Raw genomic sequence first — 24,008 nt, forward strand, 5'->3', positions numbered from 1 at the left:
AACGGGTTCCTCTCGAACGCCGGAACTCCAGCCGTTGCTAGGACCGCTGGATCTGACGAAACCGGCCAGCGCACTCCGCTCCCGATAGACCAACAACTGAAGATCCACAAGGGCATCCGGCACCTGCATCCCATCATCGTGGCATGACGGGCCAGCAGGTTCTCGCCACTCGACCAGGTCCTCCAACGAAGCCGTTCGCGTCCGGTAGACCGCACCGCCCGGGCCAGCCACATAAACCAAGCACCCCCGCGCATGTACCTGACCAGTCCAGCTCGCCGGCCGCAGGCTGAAGGCCCTGTAAACGCAGAAAAGCCCCGTGCCACAAGGGCACGGGGCTTAACTATCAAAAGGAGTTCGGCGGCGTCCTACTCTCCCACAGGGTCCCCCCTGCAGTACCATCGGCGCTGAAAGGCTTAGCTTCCGGGTTCGGAATGTAACCGGGCGTTTCCCTAACGCAATGACCACCGAAACACTATGAAATTAACCAACACCGGAACAAAACACGGCCGTTCGTTATTTCAGAACTAACACAGTGGACGCGAGCAACTGAGGACAAGCCCTCGGCCTATTAGTACCAGTCAGCTCCACCCGTTACCGGGCTTCCACATCTGGCCTATCAACCCAGTCGTCTACTGGGAGCCTTAACCCTTCAAGAGGGTGGGAATACTCATCTCGAAGCAGGCTTCCCGCTTAGATGCTTTCAGCGGTTATCCTTTCCGAACGTAGCCAACCAGCCATGCCCTTGGCAGGACAACTGGCACACCAGAGGTTCGTCCGTCCCGGTCCTCTCGTACTAGGGACAGCCCTTCTCAATATTCCTACGCGCACAGCGGATAGGGACCGAACTGTCTCACGACGTTCTAAACCCAGCTCGCGTACCGCTTTAATGGGCGAACAGCCCAACCCTTGGGACCGACTCCAGCCCCAGGATGCGACGAGCCGACATCGAGGTGCCAAACCATCCCGTCGATATGGACTCTTGGGGAAGATCAGCCTGTTATCCCCGGGGTACCTTTTATCCGTTGAGCGACAGCGCTTCCACAAGCCACTGCCGGATCACTAGTCCCGACTTTCGTCCCTGCTCGACCCGTCGGTCTCACAGTCAAGCTCCCTTGTGCACTTACACTCAACACCTGATTGCCAACCAGGCTGAGGGAACCTTTGGGCGCCTCCGTTACTCTTTAGGAGGCAACCGCCCCAGTTAAACTACCCATCAGACACTGTCCCTGATCCGGATCACGGACCCAGGTTAGACATCCAGCACGACCAGAGTGGTATTTCAACGACGACTCCACAACCACTGGCGTGGCCGCTTCAAAGTCTCCCACCTATCCTACACAAGCCGAACCAAACACCAATATCAAACTATAGTAAAGGTCCCGGGGTCTTTCCGTCCTGCTGCGCGAAACGAGCATCTTTACTCGTAGTGCAATTTCACCGGGCCTATGGTTGAGACAGTCGAGAAGTCGTTACGCCATTCGTGCAGGTCGGAACTTACCCGACAAGGAATTTCGCTACCTTAGGATGGTTATAGTTACCACCGCCGTTTACTGGCGCTTAAGTTCTCAGCTTCGCCGACCCGAAAGTCAGCTAACCGGTCCCCTTAACGTTCCAGCACCGGGCAGGCGTCAGTCCGTATACATCGCCTTACGGCTTCGCACGGACCTGTGTTTTTAGTAAACAGTCGCTTCTCGCTGGTCTCTGCGGCCACCCCCAGCTCAGGAAGCAAGTTCCCTCACCAGTGATGGCCCCCCTTCTCCCGAAGTTACGGGGGCATTTTGCCGAGTTCCTTAACCATAGTTCACCCGAACGCCTCGGTATTCTCTACCTGACCACCTGAGTCGGTTTAGGGTACGGGCCGCCATGAAACTCGCTAGAGGCTTTTCTCGACAGCATAGGATCATCCACTTCACCACAATCGGCTCGGCATCAGGTCTCAGCCTTAATGTGTGACGGATTTACCTACCACACGGCCTACACCCTTACCCCGGGACTACCACCGCCCGGGCTGGACTACCTTCCTGCGTCACCCCATCGCTTACCTAGTACAAGTCTGGTTCGTCGGCTCCACCACTACCCTCAACTCCGAAGAGATCGGGCCGGCTTCACGGACTTAGCATCGCCTGATTCAGTATTGGGCGTTTCAAAGCGGGTACCGGAATATCAACCGGTTGTCCATCGACTACGCCTGTCGGCCTCGCCTTAGGTCCCGACTTACCCTGGGCAGATCAGCTTGACCCAGGAACCCTTAGTCAATCGGCGCACACGTTTCTCACGTGTGTATCGCTACTCATGCCTGCATTCTCACTCGTGAACCGTCCACAACTCGCTTCCGCGGCTGCTTCACCCGGCACACGACGCTCCCCTACCCATCCACACAGGCGTTGGCCCTATATGTGTGAATGACACGACTTCGGCGGTACGCTTGAGCCCCGCTACATTGTCGGCGCGGAATCACTTGACCAGTGAGCTATTACGCACTCTTTCAAGGGTGGCTGCTTCTAAGCCAACCTCCTGGTTGTCTCTGCGACTCCACATCCTTTCCCACTTAGCGTACGCTTAGGGGCCTTAGTCGATGCTCTGGGCTGTTTCCCTCTCGACCATGGAGCTTATCCCCCACAGTCTCACTGCCGTGCTCTCACTTACCGGCATTCGGAGTTTGGCTAAGGTCAGTAACCCGGTAGGGCCCATCGCCTATCCAGTGCTCTACCTCCGGCAAGAAACACACGACGCTGCACCTAAATGCATTTCGGGGAGAACCAGCTATCACGGAGTTTGATTGGCCTTTCACCCCTAACCACAGGTCATCCCCCAGGTTTTCAACCCTGGTGGGTTCGGTCCTCCACGAAGTCTTACCTCCGCTTCAACCTGCCCATGGCTAGATCACTCCGCTTCGGGTCTTGAGCGCGCTACTAAATCGCCCTATTCGGACTCGCTTTCGCTACGGCTTCCCCACACGGGTTAACCTCGCAACACACCGCAAACTCGCAGGCTCATTCTTCAAAAGGCACGCAGTCACGACTGCATGTGCAAGCACACACAGCGACGCTCCCACGGCTTGTAGGCACACGGTTTCAGGTACTATTTCACTCCGCTCCCGCGGTACTTTTCACCATTCCCTCACGGTACTATCCGCTATCGGTCACCAGGGAATATTTAGGCTTAACGGGTGGTCCCGCCAGATTCACACGGGATTTCTCGGGCCCCGTGCTACTTGGGTGTCTCTTAAACGAGCCGTTGATGTTTCAGCTACGGGGGTCTTACCCTCTACGCCGGACCTTTCGCATGTCCTTCGCCTACATCAACGGTTTCTGACTCGTCTCACGGCCGGCAGACCATGAAAAAGAGATCCCACAACCCCGCATGCGCAACCCCTGCCGGGTATCACACGCATACGGTTTGGCCTGATCCAGTTTCGCTCGCCACTACTCCCGGAATCACGGTTGTTTTCTCTTCCTGAGGGTACTGAGATGTTTCACTTCCCCTCGTTCCCTCCACACTGCCTATGTGTTCAGCAGCGGGTGACAGCCCATGACGACTGCCGGGTTTCCCCATTCGGAAACCCCCGGATCAAAGCTTGGTTGACAGCTCCCCGGGGACTATCGTGGCCTCCCACGTCCTTCATCGGTTCCTGGTGCCAAGGCATCCACCGTGCGCCCTTAAAAACTTGGCCACAGATGCTCGCGTCCACTGTGCAGTTCTCAAACAACGACCAGCCACCCATCACCCCGCTCCGAAGAACGAGTTCACTGGGGCCGGCAACCGAAGGACAGACTCAAATGAGCCCGTACCTTCAGATACCCAACAGCGTGCCCGACCCGATCAACCCGTTCCCGTTTTCCACGCCGAAGCAGTACTAACGAAACCGTGCTCATCGTGCCGAATAGTCAACGTTCCACCCTTGAGCAACCACCGTCGAACATTTGCCGACGAAATGGTCTCTGGATTCCTTGCGGAATCTAGATGCTCCTTAGAAAGGAGGTGATCCAGCCGCACCTTCCGGTACGGCTACCTTGTTACGACTTCGTCCCAATCGCCAGTCCCACCTTCGACAGCTCCCTCCCACAAGGGGTTGGGCCACCGGCTTCGGGTGTTACCGACTTTCGTGACGTGACGGGCGGTGTGTACAAGGCCCGGGAACGTATTCACCGCAGCAATGCTGATCTGCGATTACTAGCAACTCCGACTTCATGGGGTCGAGTTGCAGACCCCAATCCGAACTGAGACCGGCTTTTTGAGATTCGCTCCGCCTCGCGGCATCGCAGCTCATTGTACCGGCCATTGTAGCACGTGTGCAGCCCAAGACATAAGGGGCATGATGACTTGACGTCGTCCCCACCTTCCTCCGAGTTGACCCCGGCAGTCTCCTGTGAGTCCCCATCACCCCGAAGGGCATGCTGGCAACACAGAACAAGGGTTGCGCTCGTTGCGGGACTTAACCCAACATCTCACGACACGAGCTGACGACAGCCATGCACCACCTGTCACCCGACCACAAGGGGGGCCGTATCTCTACGGCTTTCCGGGCGATGTCAAGCCTTGGTAAGGTTCTTCGCGTTGCGTCGAATTAAGCCACATGCTCCGCTGCTTGTGCGGGCCCCCGTCAATTCCTTTGAGTTTTAGCCTTGCGGCCGTACTCCCCAGGCGGGGAACTTAATGCGTTAGCTGCGGCACCGACGACGTGGAATGTCGCCAACACCTAGTTCCCAACGTTTACGGCGTGGACTACCAGGGTATCTAATCCTGTTCGCTCCCCACGCTTTCGCTCCTCAGCGTCAGTAATGGCCCAGAGATCCGCCTTCGCCACCGGTGTTCCTCCTGATATCTGCGCATTTCACCGCTACACCAGGAATTCCGATCTCCCCTACCACACTCTAGCCTGCCCGTATCGACTGCAGACCCGGGGTTAAGCCCCGGGCTTTCACAACCGACGCAACAAGCCGCCTACGAGCTCTTTACGCCCAATAATTCCGGACAACGCTTGCGCCCTACGTATTACCGCGGCTGCTGGCACGTAGTTAGCCGGCGCTTCTTCTGCAGGTACCGTCACTTTCGCTTCTTCCCTGCTGAAAGAGGTTTACAACCCGAAGGCCGTCATCCCTCACGCGGCGTCGCTGCATCAGGCTTTCGCCCATTGTGCAATATTCCCCACTGCTGCCTCCCGTAGGAGTCTGGGCCGTGTCTCAGTCCCAGTGTGGCCGGTCGCCCTCTCAGGCCGGCTACCCGTCGTCGCCTTGGTAGGCCATTACCCCACCAACTAGCTGATAGGCCGCGGGCTCATCCTTCACCGCCGGAGCTTTTAACCTTCCCCCATGAGAGAGAAAGTATTATCCGGTATTAGACCCCGTTTCCAGGGCTTGTCCCAGAGTGAAGGGCAGATTGCCCACGTGTTACTCACCCGTTCGCCACTAATCCACCCCGAAAGGCTTCATCGTTCGACTTGCATGTGTTAAGCACGCCGCCAGCGTTCGTCCTGAGCCAGGATCAAACTCTCCGTGAATGTTTTCCCGTAATCGGGTAGACACCACGAGAGCGGAACAACCGAGTCGGAATAGGACCGGTCGTTCGCTATGTCCTCGCTGTGTGCATTGCCTACCAAGCCGGTAAAGGCCTGGCAGGACTTTCAAAGGAACCTCGAACCTGCCGAAACAGGTCGGGGTATCAACATATCTGGCGTTGACTTTTGGCACGCTGTTGAGTTCTCAAGGAACGGACGCTTCCTTCGTACTCACCCTCTCGGGCTTTCCTCCGGGCGCTTCCCTTCGGTCTTGCGTTTCCGACTCTATCAGATCCTTTCGGGCCTGATTCCCAGTCAGCGGGTTTTGTCTTTCCGGCTGTTGGGCCGTTCCGACGCCCCAAACTCTAGCGAATTTTCCCGGCGACTCATAATCGAGTCTTCGCAATCAATTTCGGCATGCCGAAATTGGTCCCGAGTGGGAGAGATCGTGTCGAGAGTGGTTGCCGCATTCGCGGCGGATGGTTGTCGAAGAACCGTTCCGGCTCGGGGACAACTCGAAGAACCTTACGGATCGCGTGGGGTCGTGTCAACCCCCTCCCTGGCAGCCCCCGCAGGGCCGCACCCCGCCGTCTCAGCCCAGGTCGGTGAGGCGTCCGCCGGCGTCCGGCTGGGCGTGCTCGACGCGGCGCAGGAGGCGGATCAGCATCTCGCCGAGGGCTCCGCGCTCGTCGCCCGAGAGGTCCTGGAGCAGGTCCTCCTCGAAGTCCGTGGCCATCCGCATCGCCTCCAGCCACTTCGTACGGCCCTCGTCCGTCAGCTCGACGATGACGCGTACCCGGTTGTTCTCGTCGCGGTCGCGGGTGACGAGACCTTCGCCCGCCATGCGGTCGATGCGGTGCGTCATCGCGGCCGGGGTGAGGCCGAGGCGCTTGGCGAGTTCGCCGGGGCCCAGCCGGTAGGGCGCACCGGACAGTACGAGGGTCTTGAGGACCTCCCACTCGGCGTTGCTGATGCCGAGGGCGGCGACCTGCCGTCCGTACGCCACGTTCATACGGCGGTTCAGCCGACCGAGGGCCGAGACGACCTGCTCGACCTGCGGGTCCAGGTCGCGGAACTCGCGCTGGTAGGCGGCGATCTGCTCGTCGAGGCTCGGCTCCTGGAGCTCGGGCTCCGTGGTGTCAGACATGGCGGGCAGTATGGCACGCCCTCCGTACCCGTCGAAGTCCTTCGCTCTGTATTGTTGAGGTTCTAACTTTAGTGTTAAAGTCTTCGGGTTCAAGTCGTTCGCGACGTGGTTTCTAGACCTTGAGGTAGGTGAGTGTGACCAGGGAAATGGGTGCAGCACTGCGGCGGATCCAGCTGGGGAGCGCGCTGAGCGCGTTCGGGCTCGGGTTCACCGTTCCGTATCTGTACGTCTACGTGGCGCAGGTACGGGATCTCGGTGCCGGTACGGCGGGAGTCGTACTGGCGGTCTTCGCCATGGCAGCGCTCGCCGTCCTACCGTTCACCGGCCGGGTCATCGACCGTCGCGGGCCACTGCCCGTACTGGTCGTCGCCTCTGCCGTCGCCTCCCTGGGGGCCGTCGCGCTGGGCTTCTCCTCGCAGGTCACTGCCGCCGTCCTGTCGGCAGCGGTGCTCGGCGCGGGGACCGCCGTCATGCAGCCGGCCCTCGCCACGATGCTCGTCCGCTGCTCCGACGCCACCACCCGTACCCGCGCCTTCGCCATGCAGTTCTTCCTCCAGAACCTGGGGCTCGGGATCGGTGGCCTGGTCGGCGGGCTGATCGTGGACACGAGCCGGGCCTCCTCCTTCACGATGCTGTTCCTGATCGAAGCGGTCATGTTCCTCGTGCTCGGCGCCATCGCGGCGACCGTGCGGATGCCCCGCCCCACTGCCCTCGCGAAGGAAGCAGCGGCCGACGGGAGCGCTCCTCGCGGCGGACTGCGGGTGCTGCTCTCGCACCGGGCCATGGTGCAGCTGTGCGTGCTGGGCTTCGTGGTGTTCTTCGCCTGCTACGGACAGTTCGAATCCGGCCTTGCCGCCTACGGCACCGAGGCCGCCGGGATCCAGCCCTCGACGCTCGGGATCGCACTGGCGGCCAACACCGCCGTCATCGTCGTGGCCCAGTTCGTGGTGCTGCGCCTGGTGGAGCGCCGCAAGCGCAGCCGGGTCATCGCCTCCGTCGGCCTGATCTGGGCGTTCGCCTGGATCGTGGCGGGCTACGCGGGCCTCGGACACGGCAGCCAGACCATGGCGACCGCCGCGATGATCTCCACCTACGCGCTGTTCGGGCTCGGCGAGTCGATGCTGTCCCCGACCGTCGCGCCTCTGGTCGCCGATCTCGCGCCGGAGTCGATGGTCGGTCAGTACAACTCGGCGTTCGCGCTCTGCAAGCAGCTGGCGCTGGCGGTCGGACCTGCCGTGGGCGGACCGATGGGGGCCTCGCTGCACGGGCCGTACATCGTGACGTTCGTGCTGTTCTCGCTGGGCATCACGGTGCTCGCGCTGCGGCTCGGGCGGCGGCTCACCCCCGTACAGGACCAGCCTTCGCTCGCGGCCGTGCCGTCGCGGGTGGTGGCCGTGTCGTTGCCGGAGAACGCGTCGGCCGACGGGCCGGCGCCCGTCGCCGCCGTGCACTGACCGTACGGGTCCGCGAGCCTCGGTCCGCTACTGCGGCAGGGCGAATTCGCACCAGACCGCCTTGCCGCCGCCGGGTGTGCGGCGGCTGCCCCAGGACGTGGCGATCGACTCGACGATGGAGATGCCCCGGCCCGCCTCGTCCCCCGGTTCGGCGCGGCGGCGACGCGGCAGGTGGTCGTCGCCGTCGGTCACTTCGATGATCAGTCTGCGGTCCGTGCGCCGCAGGGCCAGGCGCATCGGTGGTGTCCCGTGCTGCAGGGAGTTGGCCACGAGCTCACCGGCGGCGAGGACGCCCAGTTCGCACAGCTCCATCGGGAAACGCCAGGACGTCAGCACACCCGTCGCGAAGGCGCGGGCGCGCGGGGCGGCCTCGATGCCGCCGAGCAGATCGAGCGAGGCGTTGTGGAACAGCTCGGCCGTCGCTCCCGTGCGGGCGGGGTGCTGGACGACCAGCACCGCCACGTCGTCGTCGTGCTCGGCGGTGATGTTGAGGGAGCGCATCAGACGGTCGCAGACCACCTGCGGCGACCCCTTCGCACCGGACAGCGCCCGCTCCAGCGAGGCCACGCCCTCGTCGATGTCCTCGCTGCGGCGTTCGACCAGGCCGTCCGTATAGAGGACGGCCGTGGAGCCGGGCGGCAGCGCGATCGTGCCCGAGGTGTGGATCCAGCCGCCGGTGCCGAGTGGGGGGCCGGTCGGGTCCTCGGCGCGGTGGACCGTGCCGTCCTCGTCCCGCACCAGGATCGGGAGGTGGCCGGCTGAGGAGTAGACGAGCAGCCCCTCGTTGGGATCGTGGACGGCGTAGGCGCAGGTCGCGATCTGGCTGGCGTCGATCTCGGCGGCGAGGCCGTCGAGCAGCTGGAGCACCTCGTGCGGCGGGAGGTCGAGACGGGCGTAGGCGCGCACGGCCGTGCGCAGCTGGCCCATCACCGCCGCGGCGCGCACCCCGCGGCCCATCACGTCCCCGATGACCAGAGCGGTGCGGCCCGCCCCGAGGGTGATGACGTCGTACCAGTCGCCGCCGACCGCGGCGTCCGTCCCGCCCGGCTGGTAGGTGGCGGCGATCCGCAGGTCGTCGGGCTGCTCCAGCTCCTGCGGGAGCAGCGAGCGCTGAAGGGTGACGGCCGTCTTGCGGTGCCGGCTCTCGCTGGTGCGCAGCCGCTCTGCCGCTTCCGCGTGGTCGGTGACATCCGCGGCGTACACGAGGACGCCGCCCTCGTGGCCCTTGCCCTTCTCGTGTCGCACGGGGGTGCAGGTGACCGTGTACGAGTTGCCGCTGCCGGCCTTGCGGGACTTGACCGTGCGCGGCGTACCGCTGCGCAGGACCTGGTCCATCAGGGGCAGCAGGCTGAGCTCGGTGAGTTCGGGCATCGCCTCGGCCGCGGGGACGTCGAGGGGGCGCGGGCCGAACGCCGCGGTGTAGGCGTCGTTGACGTAGGTGATGCAGTGATCGGGCCCGTGCACCAGGGCGACGAGAGCCGGCAGCCGGCTGAGGATGTCGCGGGCGGAGAGGTCTTCCAGAGCGGGTCCGGTGGGCCGGTTGCCGGGGCCGCCGGGATCGCCGCCCGGAGGGCCCGACCCGGTGTCGGCCTGTGCGTACTCGGCACGGGCCGCCGGTACGGGACTGCGGTCGTCCCGGGCGGCTCGGCGCTGCGTACCGGGTAGGCGGGCGCTCCAACGCGTGAAGTTCACGGAATCCATTGCCTCGTGTGTCGGTCTGGTCCGCTCGGGCGGGCTGCTTCCTCTGCCGGGGCGTCACAAGTATGCGGTGGCGGTCTGTTGCCCCTGGGACGGTCTTCCTCGATGGTCACTGTCGGTCGCTGCCTGCCGGGTCACTCTGTGCAGATGTGAGCCCACCTATGGTCACACGTCCAGTGTGTCGGACCCTACTGACAGTCGCCGTCGTCCGGACGGGGGCGCCTGCCTGCGGCGATCTCGAACTCGGCCCTGGGGTGTTCCAGGGAGCCCAGCGAGACGATCTCGCGCTTGAAGAGTCCGGCCAGGGTCCATTCGGCCAGCACCCGGGCCTTCCGGTTGAACGTCGGGACGCGGCTCAGGTGGTACGTGCGGTGCATGAGCCAGGCCGGGTACCCCTTGAGCCGGCGGCCGTACACATGCGCGACGCCCTGGTGGAGTCCGAGGGAGGCGACGGATCCCGCGTACCTGTGCCGGTACTCCTTGAGCGGGCTGCCGTCGATCGCGGCGACGAGGTTGTCGGCGAGGACCTTGGCCTGGCGGACCGCGTGCTGGGCGTTGGGCGCGGTCTCCCTGCCCGGTTCGGCGGCGGTCAGGTCGGGGACGGCGGCGGCGTCACCTGCGGCCCAGGCGTGTTCGGTGCCCTCGACGGTGAGCCGGGCGGTGCAGACGAGCCTGCCGCGTTCGTTGAGGGGCAGACCGGTGTGGGCGAGCAGCGGGGCGGGTTTGACCCCGGCGGTCCACACGAGCGTGCGGGTCGGGAAGCGGGAGCCGTCACTGAGCACGGCGATCCGGTCCTCGCAGGACTCCAGCCGGGTGTCGAGGCGTACGTCGATGTTGCGGCCGCGCAGCTCTCTGACCGCGTACTTGCCCATCGACTCCCCTACCTCGGGGAGGATGCGGCCGGTCGCCTCGACGAGGATCCATTTCAGGTCCTCGGCCTTGATGTTGTGGTAGTACCGCGCGGTGTAGCGGGCCATGTCCTCCAGTTCGGCGAGTGCCTCCACTCCCGCGTATCCGCCGCCGACGAAGACGAAGGTGAGGGCGGCGTCGCGGATGGCGGGGTCGCGGGTGGCCGACGCGATGTCCATCTGCTCGATCACGTGGTTGCGCAGCCCGATGGCCTCTTCGATCGTCTTGAAGCCGAAGCCGTGCTCGGCGAGGCCGGGGACCGGGAGGGTGCGAGAGACGGAGCCGGGGGCGAGGACGAGCTCGTCGTACGGGATCTCCACGGCGCCGGTGCCGTCCTCGGCCGTGGCGAGGGTGGTGACGGTCGCGGTGCGCTTGGTGTGATCGATGCGCCGGGCCTCCCCGACGACGATGGTGCAGTGCGGCAGGACCCGGCGCAGCGGCACGACGACGTGACGCGGTGAGATGGAACCTGCGGCGGCCTCGGGGAGGAACGGCTGATACGTCATATAAGGGTCGGGGGTGACGACGGTGATCTCCGCTTCACCGCTTCTCAGTCTCTGCTTCAGCTTCCGTTGGAGACGCAGCGCTGTGTACATCCCGACATAGCCCCCACCGACGACGAGAATGCGCACACCCGGCGGGGGGCCGGGGGGTGTTCCCCCGGAATCTGAAGCCATCACCACCCCATGACGCAACGTGCGCAGGAGTTTGTCCACAGCCCCGGCAAATTGTGTGACCGGAGGTTCTGTACGGGCCGCGGCCCGAGGCAGTGCCGTATGTGCGGAAGTACCGCAGGTCAGAGGTTGCGGGGAGGGCGGCGGAAGGGGTTCGGGCGGGTGACCGGCCGGTCGGCGCTCCGGCCGGAGGGCGCTCCCGGGGGGCTGCCCCCTTCTGAATTGACCCTGGCTCAACTATGTTCGTGTGTCGTCGGGGTGTCGGACGGTGACCATCGGTCCACCCTCGACTGATACGGCGGGAGTCTCCGGGGGGAGACGTCATAACCGGGGGAACAGTTATGCATATTCAGGAATCGCATTGGCCGACTGCTGCGGTCACGTCCGAAGGAAACGGACGGATCGGGGCAGTCGGCACAGTGAGCGGGCTCGGGGCGGACGGGCCCGGCGCATCGCCGGGGACCGTGAGCACGCTCGGAGCCGCGCTCGGCGCGCAGGTCGGCGGGGCCGGCACACACGGCCGCTCGGCGCCGCTGCGCGTGGACGCGCAGCGCAATCTGGAGCATGTGCTGCGGGCGGCGCGCGAGGTGTTCGGCGAGCTGGGCTACGGCGCTCCGATGGAGGACGTGGCACGGCGCGCCCGGGTCGGGGTCGGAACGGTGTACCGGCGCTTTCCCAGCAAGGACGTGCTGGTGCGGCGGATAGCCGAGGAGGAGACTGCCCGGCTGACCGACCAGGCCCGGTCCGCGCTGGGTCAGGAGGAGGAGCCGTGGTCGGCGCTGTCGCGCTTCCTGCGGACGTCGGTGGCCTCGGGTGCCGGGCGGCTGCTGCCTCCGCAGATACTGCGGGTCGGTGTCGAGGCCGACGAGTCCGCGGTGGTCGGCGATGCGGCCGCGCGGGCCGCGGACGCGGCGCCGGGTGACTCGTGGGACGAACCCCGGGTGCCCCAGCAGCGCCAGGAGACCGGTCAGGCCGCGGGCCAGGCGGGTCTGCGGGTGGCCGATCACCCGTCCGTACCGGCGGACGGGAGCGAGGACCTCGGCCCCGGAGCTGCCGATCTGCTGGAGGTCGTGGGCCGGCTGGTCGACCGGGCTCGGGCGTCGGGTGAGCTGCGCCGTGATGTGACGGTGGCCGATGTGCTGCTGGTCATCGCGACGGCGGCGCCCTCGCTGCCCGACGCGGCCCAGCAGGCGGCGGCCTCGGCCCGGCTGCTGGACATCCTGCTGGAGGGACTGCGCTCGCGCCCCGTGTGAGGGCGTGCTGCCCTGTGGCGTTGCCGGGTGGTGGTGCTGCCGGGTGAACGTTGCCCGGTGGTGCAGCCGGGTGGTGTTGCCCGGTGGTGTTGCCCGGTGGTGGGGCGGCCCCGGCCGGGGCCGCCCCGGTCCGGATGAAGGCGTTCCTGCCTCGGTGGGCCGCCTGGGTCCGGATAGGGCACTTCCGTCGCGATCGTGGTGTTCCGCCCCAACTGCCCCGTCAACCTATCCCGTTACTCCTTCCCCAAAAGGGTGCCCACTAGTGCGCGCAATCGGGAATGCGCCCCGGATGAGTGGTTGCCGAGGCTGAGGGGCCGCCGTGCGTGCGCCCTGTGGCACGCTTGCCCGGTGTTCGGGTCCGACAGCGCATACGGGGGCGTCCGCGATGAGCGGTGACGGGCAGCAGGAAGAGTCGCTCGACGGTGGGTCCGCCGTCGGCGGCACGGAGACGGGCGGACTGTCCGGGCATCAGGTGCCGAGCCAGGCCGGGCCCCGGCGCCCGGGTGCCGGCGGCGACGTCACCGGCCAAGAGGACGCCGGGGACGAGGGCGGCGGCACCGTCCTGCCCGGGCCGTGGCCGCCCGCACCCGTCGAGAAGTCGCCGGCTGTGGACACGGACGCGACCGATGCCGCCGCGGCGGCCGCGGTACCCATGCAGCGGGCGCCCCTCAGCACGCCTGCCGGGGACGCCTCCGGGCTCGCCCCCTCCGACGCCCAGCTGATCCGGCGGCTGCGTGAGGGCGACGACCTCGCGTACGAGGAGCTGTTCCGCCGCCATTCCGACGCCGTGCGCCGCTATGCGCGTACCTGCTGCCGGGACGCGCACACCGCCGACGACCTGACGGCCGAGGTCTTCGCCCGGACCCTGCAGGCGGTGCGGGGCGGCAAGGGACCCGAGGAGGCCGTACGGGCCTACCTGATGACGGCGGTCCGGCATGTCGCCGCCGCGTGGACGAAGACCGCGAAGCGCGAGCACCTGGTCGACGACTTCGCGGTGTTCGCCGCGCAGGCATCGCGCACCTCCGAGGTGTCGGACGCGGACACGCTCGACCTCGGTGCCGACGTGATGGCGATGCACGAGGCCGAACAGTCGATGGCGATGCAGGCGTTCCGCAGCCTCCCCGAGCGCTGGCAGGCCGTCCTGTGGCACACCACCGTCGAGGAGGAGTCGCCCAGCGACATCGCCCCGCTGTTCGGACTGACGGCCAACGCCACGTCGGTGCTGGCCAGCCGTGCCCGTGAAGGGCTCAAGCAGGCCTACCTGCAGGCCCATGTGAGCCAGGCGCTCACCTCCGGCGGCGACTGCGCCCGCTACGCGGACCGGCTCGGCGCCTACGCCCGTGGGGGCCTTCGGATGCGGGCCGAGCGGGGTCTGCGCGGCCATCTGGACGCCTGTGAGAAGTGCCGGCTCGCGGCAGGCGAACTGGCCCATGTCAACGCCGGGATCCCCGCGCTGCTGCCGGTCGCGGTCATCGGCTGGTTCGCAGCCGGGTACGCGCTCAAGGCAGCCGGAGTCGTGGCAGGGGGCGCTGTCGGTGCCGCCGGTGCGGGGGCCGCCGCCGCGGCGACCGGAGGCAGCTCGTCGGCGGGCTCCGCCGGAGGCGCCGCCGCCTCCGAGGGGCTCGGGGCTCCGGCGAAGGCCGGCATCGCGGCCACGGTCGCCGTCGCTGCCGCGGCCGGGCTGGTCTGGGCCCTGGTCGGGGACGACCAGCCACGCCCCGAGGCGAAGCCGGTCGCCCGGCCCCCGGCCGTGGCGCCCGCGGTGCCGACCCCCACGCCTCCCAAGCCGACACCGACGCCCCCCGTTCCCGCTCCACCGGCTCCCGCACCGCCGGATCCCACGCCCACGCCCACCCCGACGCCCACACCCACCCCGACGCCTACGCCGACCCCGACGCCGGCACCTACTCCGACCCCCACGCCTCCACCGTCCCCCACCCCGAAACCCACGCCCTCGGCGCCGGCTCCGCCACCTCCCGCTCCGGCCCCGGAGGTGTACCAGGTCAGCGAGCTGGACTACACCCTGCTCGGCGACCACACCGGCCCCGAGGTGGTGCTCGGTGAGAGCAGCTGGGTCTGGCAGCGTTCCGGTATGTCGATCGGTGGCACGCGGTACACGCACGGGGTGACCGTCCACAGCCGTTCCTCGGTCTCCATCCAGCTGAACCGCTCGTGCACGCGCTACGAGGCGATGGTCGGCGTGGACGACCTGACCATGGGGCTCGGCTCGGTGCGGTTCTCGGTGTTCGACGGCGACGGGGCGCGGCTGTGGCAGTCCCCTGTGATGCAGGGCGATGACCCGGCTGTTCCGGTGGACGTCGGCATCGAGGGCCAGGAGCGGATCCGGCTCGTCGTGGAGCCGACGACCCCGTTCGGCGGATTCGCCCTCGCCGACTGGGCCGAATCGCGTATCAGCTGCCGATGAGCGGCAGGAGCAGTCCCGTACCTGGTGGCGGATGTGGGCCGGGGCCCCGCCCCCGTGCCCTCGGAGGGCATGGCGGCTCCGTGATCTCGCGGGTCACGGAAGGTCAGCGGTGATGCCCTCCAGCAGGCCGATGACGTCGTCGAGGGTCAGCCCGAGGCCTGCGTCGCGTTCCTTCTCGTACCGCGGTTCCCCCAGTTCCTTGCGGGCCAGCCGCTCGGCCGCGTCCACATCGGTCTGCTCCGCCGCGGCCCTGGGGCCGGACATCCGCCAGCTGTCGGCGGCGGCCAGGACGCGTACGGCGGCCTCGTAGCGGCCCAGCTGCGGCAGCACGGTTGCCACGCCGTCCGCCAGGTATCCGGTGACGATCTCGGGGCACCGCGCCTCCCTCGCCGCGACCAGCGCCGCCAGCAGCCCCCGCAGCCCGGCGACGGGACCGCCCGCAGGCCCGGCTTCGCACACCGAGATCCGGGCCGACAGCCCCTCCAGCGCCACGGTGAAGTGTGACGGCGGGCCACCGCGCCCGGCCTCGCCCTGGGCGGCATCGAGCAGTTGCCGGGCCACCGCCGCATCGCCGCGGTGGAACGCCATCATGGCCCGGATGTAGTGGATGTACGCGGCGGCCTCGTGCACCTGATGGCTCTCCGCCTCGGCCTCCGACCGGTCCAGCCCCTCGGCGGCGGCTTCCAGGTCGCCGGTGCGATAGGAGAGTTCGGCGAGCCGGGCCAGGAGGAACGGGGCCTCGGCGTGGGCGCCGACCTCGCGGGCGAGCAGCAGCGCCTCCTCGTAGGCCGCACGCGCCTCGTCGTAGCGCCCGCGCATCATGCCCGCCTCGGCCGCGGCGCCGGCGACCTGGGCACGCATCCACCGGTCACCGATGCGGCGGCTCAGCGCGCGCAGTTCGGCGAGGTCGTCGTCGATGCCGGGCATGCCGCCCGGCATGTCGACGATCATGTGGGTGCGGAACATCAGGGTGATGGCGTATTCCCACGCGCCACCGTGGATACGGGCGTTGTCGACGGCTGCGTCGATCTTTCTCCGTACGTCGTCCGGCGTCCCGGTGAGGAATGAGGTCATCGGCCAGAGCAGGCCGGGGAACCGGGCACCCCGCGTCCCGGCGGAGGCGAACGCCCCGGCCACCCGTTCCACGAACGCGTGGAGCCGGGCCTCGTTCTGGTCCATGCCGGTCTCCCCGCGCTCCGCCGCGTAGAAGAACCACAGGATGTGGAGGTTCATCCGGTCCCAGTACCGCGGGTCCGTGTCGTCCGCGGCATCCGGGCCGAGCGCCAGGACCCGCTCGGTCCAGGAGAGGCCCTCGGGGCGGTAGTTGCGCAGCCACCAGAACCAGCCCATGCCCAGCACGAGTCGTGTCGCGTCCTGCTCGCAGGGGAGAGCGGCCGCCGTGGTGCGGTGCAGTGCGGCGCGAATGTTGTCGAGGTCCGTCTCCAGGCGCTGGATCCAGGGGAGCTGGTCGCCGGAGCGCAGACGTGGCTCGGCCTCCTCGACGAGCGCGGTGAAGTACGCGGTGTGCGCCCGTCCGGCGGCCGTCCGTATGTCCGGGGTCTCGGCGCAGCGCTCGACGGCGTACTCGTGGATGGTCTCCAGGAGGCGGTAGCGCATCGTGCCGTCGGCGGCCGGGGCGGCGACGACCAGGGATTTGTCCACCAGGGCACCGATCAGGTCGGCGGTGTCGGCGCGGATGTGCGGGCCGGCCCCGGCAGGAGTACGGATGACGGCTTCCGCGGCCGTCAGGTCCCAGCCGCCCGCGAAGACGGAGACCTGGCGCAGAGCGGTGCGTTCGTCCTCGTCGAGGAGGTCCCAGGACCAGTCGACGACCGCCCGCAGGGTCTGCTGGCGGGGCAGTACGGTCCGGCTGCCCCCCGTCAGCAGGCGGAACCGGTCGTCGAGCCGGTCCGCGATCTGGCGTGGGCCGAGCAGTCGCAACCGCGCGGCGGCGAGTTCGATGGCGAGCGGCAGACCGTCCAGCCGCCGGCAGATCTCGTCGACGACGTCCGCATCGTGTTCCGGCTCGTGCTCGGGGTCGAATCCGGGGCGAACGGCCCTGGCGCGTTCGGTGAACAGGCGGTGGGCGGGGGCGGCGGGCAGCGGGTCGACCGGTCGCACGGACTCGCCGGGCACGCCGAGCGGTTCGCGGCTGGTGGCGAGGACGCGCAGCTGCGGACAGCGGGTCAGCAGGGTCTCGGCCAGCGTGGCGGCCGCGCCGATGACGTGCTCACAGTTGTCGAGGATGAGGAGGACCGGCCGTGCGCGCGAACCGAGGCGGTCGACGAGCAGGTCGACCGGGTCGGCGCGCGTGAAGGGCCCGTCGTGGCTGCCGTCCCGCAGCAGCGCCGGGCCGTGCGCGCGAACCGAGGCGGTCGACGAGCAGGTCGACCGGGTCGGCGCGCGTGAAGGGCCCGTCGTGGCTGCCGTCCCGCAGCAGCGCCGTCTCGCGCAACCCGAGCGCGGACATCACGGCTCCCGGGACGGCGTCGGCATCCTCCACCGGGGCGAGTTCGGCGAGCCAGACGTCTCGGGGCTCGGCGGCCGTCCGGTCCTCTCGAGCCGCGGACTCCTCTGCGAGGCGCGTCTTCCCCGAGCCGCCGGGGCCGGTCAGGGTGACCAGGCGAGACCGCGCCAGGTCGTCCCGGATGGCGCGCAGTTCCGGTTCGCGCCCCACGAAGGAGGTGAGCCGGGGGCGCAGGTTGCCCCGGGCCGGTTTCACGTGAAACGTGCCGGTCGCGGCGGGGTTGGCCGATGCGGGGGCCAGCAGTTCGTGGTGCAGAGCGGCGAGTTCGGGCCCCGGGTCGGTGCCGAGGCCGTCGACAAGGGTGCGGCGCGCGTCCTCGTACGCCGCGAGCGCGTCTGCCTGTCGGCCGTCGGCGCGGAGGGCGCGGATGAGCTGGGCACGGAAGCGTTCGTCGTACGGGTGGGCGGCGGTCAGTTCCGTCAGTTCGGCGACGAGAGCCGCGGGGGTAGGGGCGGGAGCGGCATCGGGGGTCCCTGACGCCGCAGCTGCCCCAGGAACCGCGGACGCCCCCGATGCCACGGGCATCCCGGACGCCGCGCAGCGCAGGTCGGCCTCGATCCGGCGCTCCAGTGCGGCCAGTCGATGGGCCTCGGGACGCAGGGCGTGGCCATGGTCCCCGTCGGGCAGGTCAGCGAGTGCGGGTCCGCGCCAGAGGGCGAGTGCGGTACGCAGCGTACGGGCGGCGTCCGCCGGGGCGTCGGCCTCCAGTTCAGTCCCGCCCTGCCGGGCGAGCTGCTCGAAGACGTACAGGTCGACGTCCTCCGGACGGGCGGCGAGGCGGTAGCCGCCGGGGCCGCTGGTCAGCGCGTCCTTGCCCAGCACCCGCCGCAGCCGCCCGACGAGGGCCTGGAGCGCGGCGGTGGCGTCCGCCGGGGGCTCGTCCGCCCAGACGTCCGCGACGAGCTCGGTGACGGGTACGGCGCGGCCCGGCCGCAGGGCGAGGGCGGCGAGCAGGGCGCGCAGCCGCGTACCGCCGAGGGGCAGCGCAGCGCCGCGCTGGTCTCGCGCCTCCGTGATGCCCAGGATCAGATACCGCACTCCGCCATTGTGTCCCGCCGCCCGGGCAACGGGGCCATGACGGCCTCACCAGGTCACGCGCAGCGAACCCGGGCCTGCGGGTCACCCCTGCGACAACCGTCGGGCCGGGGCCACCCCGCCGACTCCCCGGCGACCCCGTCGGCCGGAGCCACCCCACCGAACTACCCGCGACCCCGTCGGGCCGGGCCCCCCGCCGACTACCCGCGACCCCGTCGGGCCGGGCCCCCCGCCGACTACCCCTGCAGCGACCGTCGGGCCGGGGCCACCCCGCCGGCGACCGCGCGCTGCCGTGGCGCCGCCGTCCCCGTCCAGCAGGTGCCGCGCCGCGAGATGAGGCGGCGCAGCCACAGTTCCGTGGAGGCGAGGTCGGCCAGGCCGTCCAGGGGCAGGGGCTCCCCCTCGGAGGCCGCGCGCAGGGCCTTGCGGACGACGCGGGCCTCGACCAGGCCCGCGTCGGCGAGCAGCGGGGCGTCGAACAGGGCGATCAGCTCGGGCAGCGAGGCGCGCAGGCCGGTCCGGGTGGCGGCGGTCGAGGTGGCCTGGGACGGGGTACCCCAGCCGGGCGGCAGCTCGTGGATACCCGCACCCGCCAGGACCCGCCGCAGGATTGCCGCGCGGGCGCCCGGCTGGACCCGGAGGGATTCGGGGAGCGCGCGGGCGGCGCGTACGACCTGGTTGTCCAGGAAGGGGGCGTGCAGCCGCTGGCTGCGGACCTCGGCGGCCTGTTCCAGAATGCGGTGACCGGCGGCGTGCCGGGCGAGCGCGGCTCTGGCCCGGGCCTCGCCCGGACGCTGGACGGAGGTGGGGCGGATCGCCGCTTCCTGGAGACGAACCGATACTTCAGCCAGTGCCTCTCCGGTGAGCCACCGGGCAGCGGGGCCCGGACGGGACCAGGTCAGCGCGGCGAGCGAGGCGTCGGCGGGGGTGTCCAGGTCGGGGGTGAGGCGGTTGGCGTCGGGCAGGCGGCCGGCAGCGGCTTCGAGACCGGTGCGGTAGGACGTGCGGGCCAGTCGGCGCGCCGCCCGGTAGACGGTCAGCGGCACGAACAAGGAGTGCGCGGAAGGGCCTTCGGCCTTGGCGAGCGCGGCGACGGGGCGCACCAGATGGCGCCGTCTGCGATCGATCAGCAGGTCGGCGAGGCGAGCCGGATGGGCGTCGAGCACCTGCCGGGCACCGTCACCCACGAAGTGGTCCGCGCTGCCCGCGGAGAGGCGGCGGCGGTTGCGTTCGACGAGGACGAGGGAGGGGGCGGGCTCGTCGGTGAGCGGACCGCTCTCCAAGTCCAGATCGGCGTAGGGCAGCGCCTCTTCGCCCGCCGCGACCACGACGTGGTGCAGCCTCGGATTGGTGGCGATGACCCGGGCGCGTTCGAGCTCGTCCTCGTGGGCGCGGGTCGTCAGGTCGTTGAAGGTGACGGCGAGCAGCCGCTCCCCCGCACCGGTGCCGTGGCCGAGGATCGTCCCGGGCAGGCCGGGCAGCCCGGCGGCGAGCAGGGCCAGCGTCGCCGACGCGCTGCCCCCGGAGAGGTCGGAGCCGATTCCGGGGACGGGTGCGCCCCTGGCCGCGCGGCGTTCGGCGGGGCCCATTCCGGGGACGGGGCCGGGGTCGGGCGGCAGGGTCTCCGGGGCGTGGCGGGGGGCCAGGAGTCTGGCGCGCACCGCTTCGACGAGGGCGTCGCGCACCCCGTCGACGGCGCTCACCGGGTCGAGTTCGGGCGCGGCCACGGCGAGGGAGGCCACCGCCTCGTACCCCGTGATCTCCCGCGAGCCCTCGCGGAGGATGAGCGCGTGTCCGGGCGGAATGCGCTTCACCCCCTCGTACGGAGTGCCGTCGCGCAGCGCCTCCGGAGTTTCGGGGCAGGCGAGCAGAGCGGCGAGGTGGCCGATGTCCAGCTGGGCCTCGATGAGGTCGGCGAGGGGGAGCGCGGCGGTGGCGTAGGCGGTGCCGCCGGCCCAGGGCGTGTAGAAGACCGGGCGGGCACCGGCGAGGTCTCCGGCCACGGTGATCCGGCGGCCTATCTGGACGACTGCCGTGTAGCTGCCGGTCCAGGCCGTGAGGTGGCGCAGCGCTCCGCCGCGTGCGGCGAGCAGGCCGACGCGCAGTTGCTCGTCCGTGGCACCGCAGCAGCCGAGCACCGCGAGCCGTGCGGTGGGGGCGCCTTCGGCGGTGTCCACCCGGACGGTGCGGATCTCGTCGGGCCGCCAGTCACCGACCGCCCAGAGCGGATCCGGGTCCCCCCACAGGAGTTGGGAGCCCACGGGGTGCATCGTGCGCCCCTCGTCGCTGCCGCCGACCGCTCCGACCGTGCCGAAGCTCGCGGCGATACTGCTCCAACCCACCAACCAACGCATCGCCGCCTCCACAGGCTGTGGACAAAAGGGCGCAGCAGGGCAGTATCGGGAGAACTCCGGTAACGCGCGGCGCCGTTGCGGACATGCTGCCACGACAACGGCGCGCAGGAGTGGCTACGGACGGCGCACGTCGCGAGCGCATGCGCCCCTGGCAAAGGCCGGAGCGCGGCCGCCGGACCTGGTGTTCCGTGAACGGCCCGCGCGCGTCGGACCCGAAGGCAACGGAGTCGCGGATTCCGGGCGTTGGGTTCCCGCACATGCCTTGGGGTGACGACCCGGATCCGGCCACGGCCGGCACCCCACCGGGAGGACGGTCGGGATGTCCGCGAATCCGTCGGCCCAACCTCGTCCGACCGGCGACATCCGGCCAATTTCAGGAGGCTCCGGAACCGATCGGCCAGCACCTCACGGGCATGTATGCAGGCATTCGTACCGGTTCGCTCTGTGCTGCCGCAAGACCTGTGGCACACCCCGTCCGGGTCGGGAAGGGCCAGAGAGGGGTTCGGGACGGACTCGGCGGTCGCCCCGGGACCCACACGAACAGCGAGAGCCGCAGCAGCTCCACGCCAGGTCCGGGAGGCGCAGTCCGCCTCCCGGACCGGTCCGCCGCCTGCGGGGAATGAGGCGACGGTGTTCCCCCAGCCCGCCGCGTCCAGTGCAGCGGGCCGACCCACGCAGCACCCATGCAAGCGCTCCCGCGGGGACCGGACCAGAGCGCACGGCCGGGCGCACGGCCACACACCAGGAGCACGCGCCGACACCCCGGACGAGGGCCCCGCCGAGGCTCCCGGAGGCCGTACGGGCCGGGCGTCGGAAGCACCCCGGCGCTCGGGTCCTGGCTGGTCGGCGGGCGACCGTAGAGCCCGCACCGCCCCTCCCCGCCCACTCGCGGGCCCCCGTCCACAGTCTCGGCCGATTCCTCCGGGCGCCGCCCCGGCGATCTCCGCGCGGGGGCACTGAGGGGCTCCACAGACCCTCCCCCGCACCCCCGCGCCCTCTCCGCGGTTCCTCCGCCCTTCCTTCGCGCGACGTTCGCCTCCCGCTCGCCCGGCCCGCCACTTCCGTCACTCGCGCCGCTCGGCTTCCCGCCGTCCCCCGCGCGTGGCCGGTACGGACAACAATCCCGCCATACGGACGTCCGGCCCTTAACGGTAGGGATGCGGCGAACTACGCTGGGTTTACTGATGTTCTCAGCAGGGCGGCATATTCCTCGGGGCTCGGCCAAATGCGTGTGCGGCCGGAGTGCCGGGGTTCGTCCCTGGGGAGAACCCGGTACGAATGCCGCGCGCCGCATCGGTGACGCGGCTGCCGTCTGTGTGTCGAGGGGTGGCGCATGTCCAGGGAGCAACGCGGACCGAACGACAAGCTCGGAACCGTTCTCGCCCTCGCGGGAATCAGCAACGCCGGGCTCGCCCGGCGGGTCAACGACCTCGGGGCGCAGCGCGGACTGACACTTCGGTACGACAAGACCTCGGTGGCCCGGTGGGTCTCCAAGGGCATGGTGCCGCAGGGCGCCGCGCCCCATCTCATCGCCGCGGCGATCGGCGCCAAGCTCGGCCGGCCGGTCCCGCTGCACGAGATCGGGCTGGCCGACGCCGACCCGGCGCCGGAGGTCGGACTGGCGTTCCCCCGCGATGTGGGTGAGGCGGTCCGTTCGGCGACCGAGCTGTACCGGCTGGATCTGGCCGGGCGCCGGGCGGGCAGTGGCGGGATCTGGCAGTCGCTGGCGGGTTCGTTCTCGGTGAGTGCGTACGCGACCCCCGCGTCCCGCTGGCTGATATCCCCCGCCGACCCGTCGGTGGCCCGCGCCTCGACGGCGGCGGTGGCAGAGATCCTGGGTACGCACAGCGCAGAGGGCGCGCAGGGCGCAGCAGGGGCGCAAGGGACGTCGAACGCGCCCGGTGCCGCACTTCCGCCCGGCGCTCCGCTGCCTCCTGGTGCTTCGCTGCTGTCCGGGCACAGCCCGTCGATCCCCGTCCAGCCGGGCCCGGATTCCGCTCACGCCGTCTCGCCGCTGCGGGTCGGCCACAGCGATGTGTCCAAACTGCGGGAGGCCGCTCAGGACGCGCGCCGCTGGGACTCCAAGTACGGCGGCGGGGACTGGCGTTCGTCCATGGTCCCGGAGTGCTTACGGGTTGACGCGGCACCGCTGCTGCTGGGTTCGTACAGCGACGAGGTCGGCCGGGCGCTCTTCGGCGCGGCCGCCGAACTGACCAGGCTCGCCGGATGGATGGCCTTCGACACCGGCCAGCAGGAAGCGGCCCAGCGTTACTACATCCAGGCGCTGCGCCTGGCACGGGCCGCGGCCGACGTACCGCTCGGCGGCTACGTCCTCGCCTCCATGTCACTCCAGGCGACCTACCGCGGCTTCGCCGACGAGGGCGTCGACCTCGCGCAGGCGGCGGTCGAACGCAACCGCGGTCTCGCGACGGCACGCACCATGAGCTTCTTCCGCCTCGTGGAGGCCCGGGCCCACGCGAAGGCGAACGACGCACCGGCCGCCGGATCCGCGCTGAAGGCCGCCGAGGGGTGGCTGGAGCGCTCCAGGGACGGCGACGCGGACCCGTCGTGGCTGGGCTTCTACTCGTACGACCGCTTCGCCGCCGACGCCGCGGAGTGCCACCTCGACCTCAAGGCGCCGCGGCAGGTGCGGCGCTTCACCGAGCAGGCGCTGTCCAGACCCACCGAGGAGTTCGTCCGCTCGCACGGTCTGCGGCTCGTCGTCTCGGCCGTCGCCGAACTGGAGTCGGGAAACCTGGACGCGGCCTGCGCGGCGGGCACCCGGGCCGTGGAGGTCGCGGGCCGCATCTCGTCCGCACGGACCACCGAGTACGTGCGCGACCTGCTGCACCGGCTGGAGCCCTACGGGGACGAGCCGCGCGTCGTCGAGCTGCGGGAGCGCGCCCGCCCGCTGCTGGTCGCCCCCGCGTAGCCGGCCCCGCACCGGCCCGGCCCCGGATCCCGCGCCCGGCCGGGCCGGGTGCGGGATCCGCCACGCTGTGCCCGCATTGGTTTGAGTGCGTTGTCAGTGGGTC

General features: G+C 69.2%; 8 protein-coding genes, 3 rRNA genes and 1 pseudogene. 4 read left to right on the plus strand and 8 right to left on the minus strand.

Going from position 1 to position 24,008, the window contains the following annotated elements; genetic code table 11:
* Nucleotides 1–352: 352 nt before the first annotated feature.
* From rrf to OG959_RS17575, 4 genes are all read right to left on the minus strand, one after another.
* Nucleotides 353–469: ribosomal RNA gene (gene rrf, locus OG959_RS17560) — 5S ribosomal RNA — on the minus strand.
* A gap of 79 nt (nt 470–548) precedes the next feature.
* Nucleotides 549–3,673, minus strand: a 23S ribosomal RNA gene (locus OG959_RS17565).
* A gap of 301 nt (nt 3,674–3,974) precedes the next feature.
* A 16S ribosomal RNA gene (locus tag OG959_RS17570) occupies nt 3,975–5,500 on the minus strand.
* The 16S, 23S and 5S rRNA genes sit together here, the layout of an rRNA operon.
* A 589-nt stretch (nt 5,501–6,089) precedes the next feature.
* Nucleotides 6,090–6,644 carry a MarR family winged helix-turn-helix transcriptional regulator gene (locus OG959_RS17575; protein ID WP_326659527.1) on the minus strand — a complete coding sequence of 185 codons (555 nt, stop codon included), beginning with the start codon at nt 6,642–6,644 and terminating at the stop codon, nt 6,090–6,092.
* Nucleotides 6,645–6,790: 146 nt separating this feature from the next.
* Here OG959_RS17575 and OG959_RS17580 point away from each other — a divergent pair, with 146 nt between their 5' ends.
* Entirely contained in the window at nt 6,791–8,098 is a 1,308-nt protein-coding gene (locus OG959_RS17580) for an MFS transporter (protein WP_326666440.1), read from the plus strand.
* Between the two features lie 27 nt (nt 8,099–8,125).
* Here the strand turns inward: OG959_RS17580 and OG959_RS17585 are convergent, their stop codons facing one another.
* Nucleotides 8,126–9,790 carry an ATP-binding SpoIIE family protein phosphatase gene (locus tag OG959_RS17585; protein WP_326659529.1) on the minus strand — a complete coding sequence of 555 codons (1,665 nt, stop codon included), beginning with the start codon at nt 9,788–9,790 and terminating at the stop codon, nt 8,126–8,128.
* A gap of 194 nt (nt 9,791–9,984) precedes the next feature.
* A complete protein-coding gene (locus OG959_RS17590) occupies nt 9,985–11,301 on the minus strand; it encodes an NAD(P)/FAD-dependent oxidoreductase (protein WP_442805588.1) in 1,317 nt (438 codons plus the stop codon).
* Nucleotides 11,302–11,720: 419 nt separating this feature from the next.
* Between OG959_RS17590 and OG959_RS17595 the strand changes: the two genes are divergently transcribed.
* Nucleotides 11,721–12,632, plus strand: a complete 912-nt coding sequence (locus tag OG959_RS17595; RefSeq protein WP_326659534.1) for a TetR/AcrR family transcriptional regulator — start codon at nt 11,721–11,723, stop codon at nt 12,630–12,632.
* A gap of 385 nt (nt 12,633–13,017) precedes the next feature.
* A complete protein-coding gene (locus tag OG959_RS17600) occupies nt 13,018–15,057 on the plus strand; it encodes a sigma-70 family RNA polymerase sigma factor (RefSeq protein ID WP_326659536.1) in 2,040 nt (679 codons plus the stop codon).
* Nucleotides 15,058–15,150: 93 nt separating this feature from the next.
* Here OG959_RS17600 and OG959_RS17605 read toward each other — a convergent pair.
* Both OG959_RS17605 and OG959_RS17610 read right to left on the minus strand, forming a co-directional pair.
* Nucleotides 15,151–18,622: pseudogene (locus OG959_RS17605) on the minus strand (BTAD domain-containing putative transcriptional regulator).
* Between the two features lie 233 nt (nt 18,623–18,855).
* Nucleotides 18,856–20,973 carry an asparagine synthase-related protein gene (locus tag OG959_RS17610; protein WP_326659538.1) on the minus strand — a complete coding sequence of 706 codons (2,118 nt, stop codon included), beginning with the start codon at nt 20,971–20,973 and terminating at the stop codon, nt 18,856–18,858.
* Between the two features lie 1,333 nt (nt 20,974–22,306).
* Between OG959_RS17610 and OG959_RS17615 the strand changes: the two genes are divergently transcribed.
* Nucleotides 22,307–23,905, plus strand: coding sequence for a sporulation protein (locus OG959_RS17615; RefSeq protein WP_326659540.1), 1,599 nt, complete (start codon nt 22,307–22,309; stop codon nt 23,903–23,905).
* Nucleotides 23,906–24,008: the final 103 nt, after the last annotated feature.

This window comes from Streptomyces sp. NBC_00385 (assembly GCF_035917155.1).
GTDB classification, from domain to species: Bacteria; Actinomycetota; Actinomycetes; order Streptomycetales; family Streptomycetaceae; genus Streptomyces; species Streptomyces poriferorum.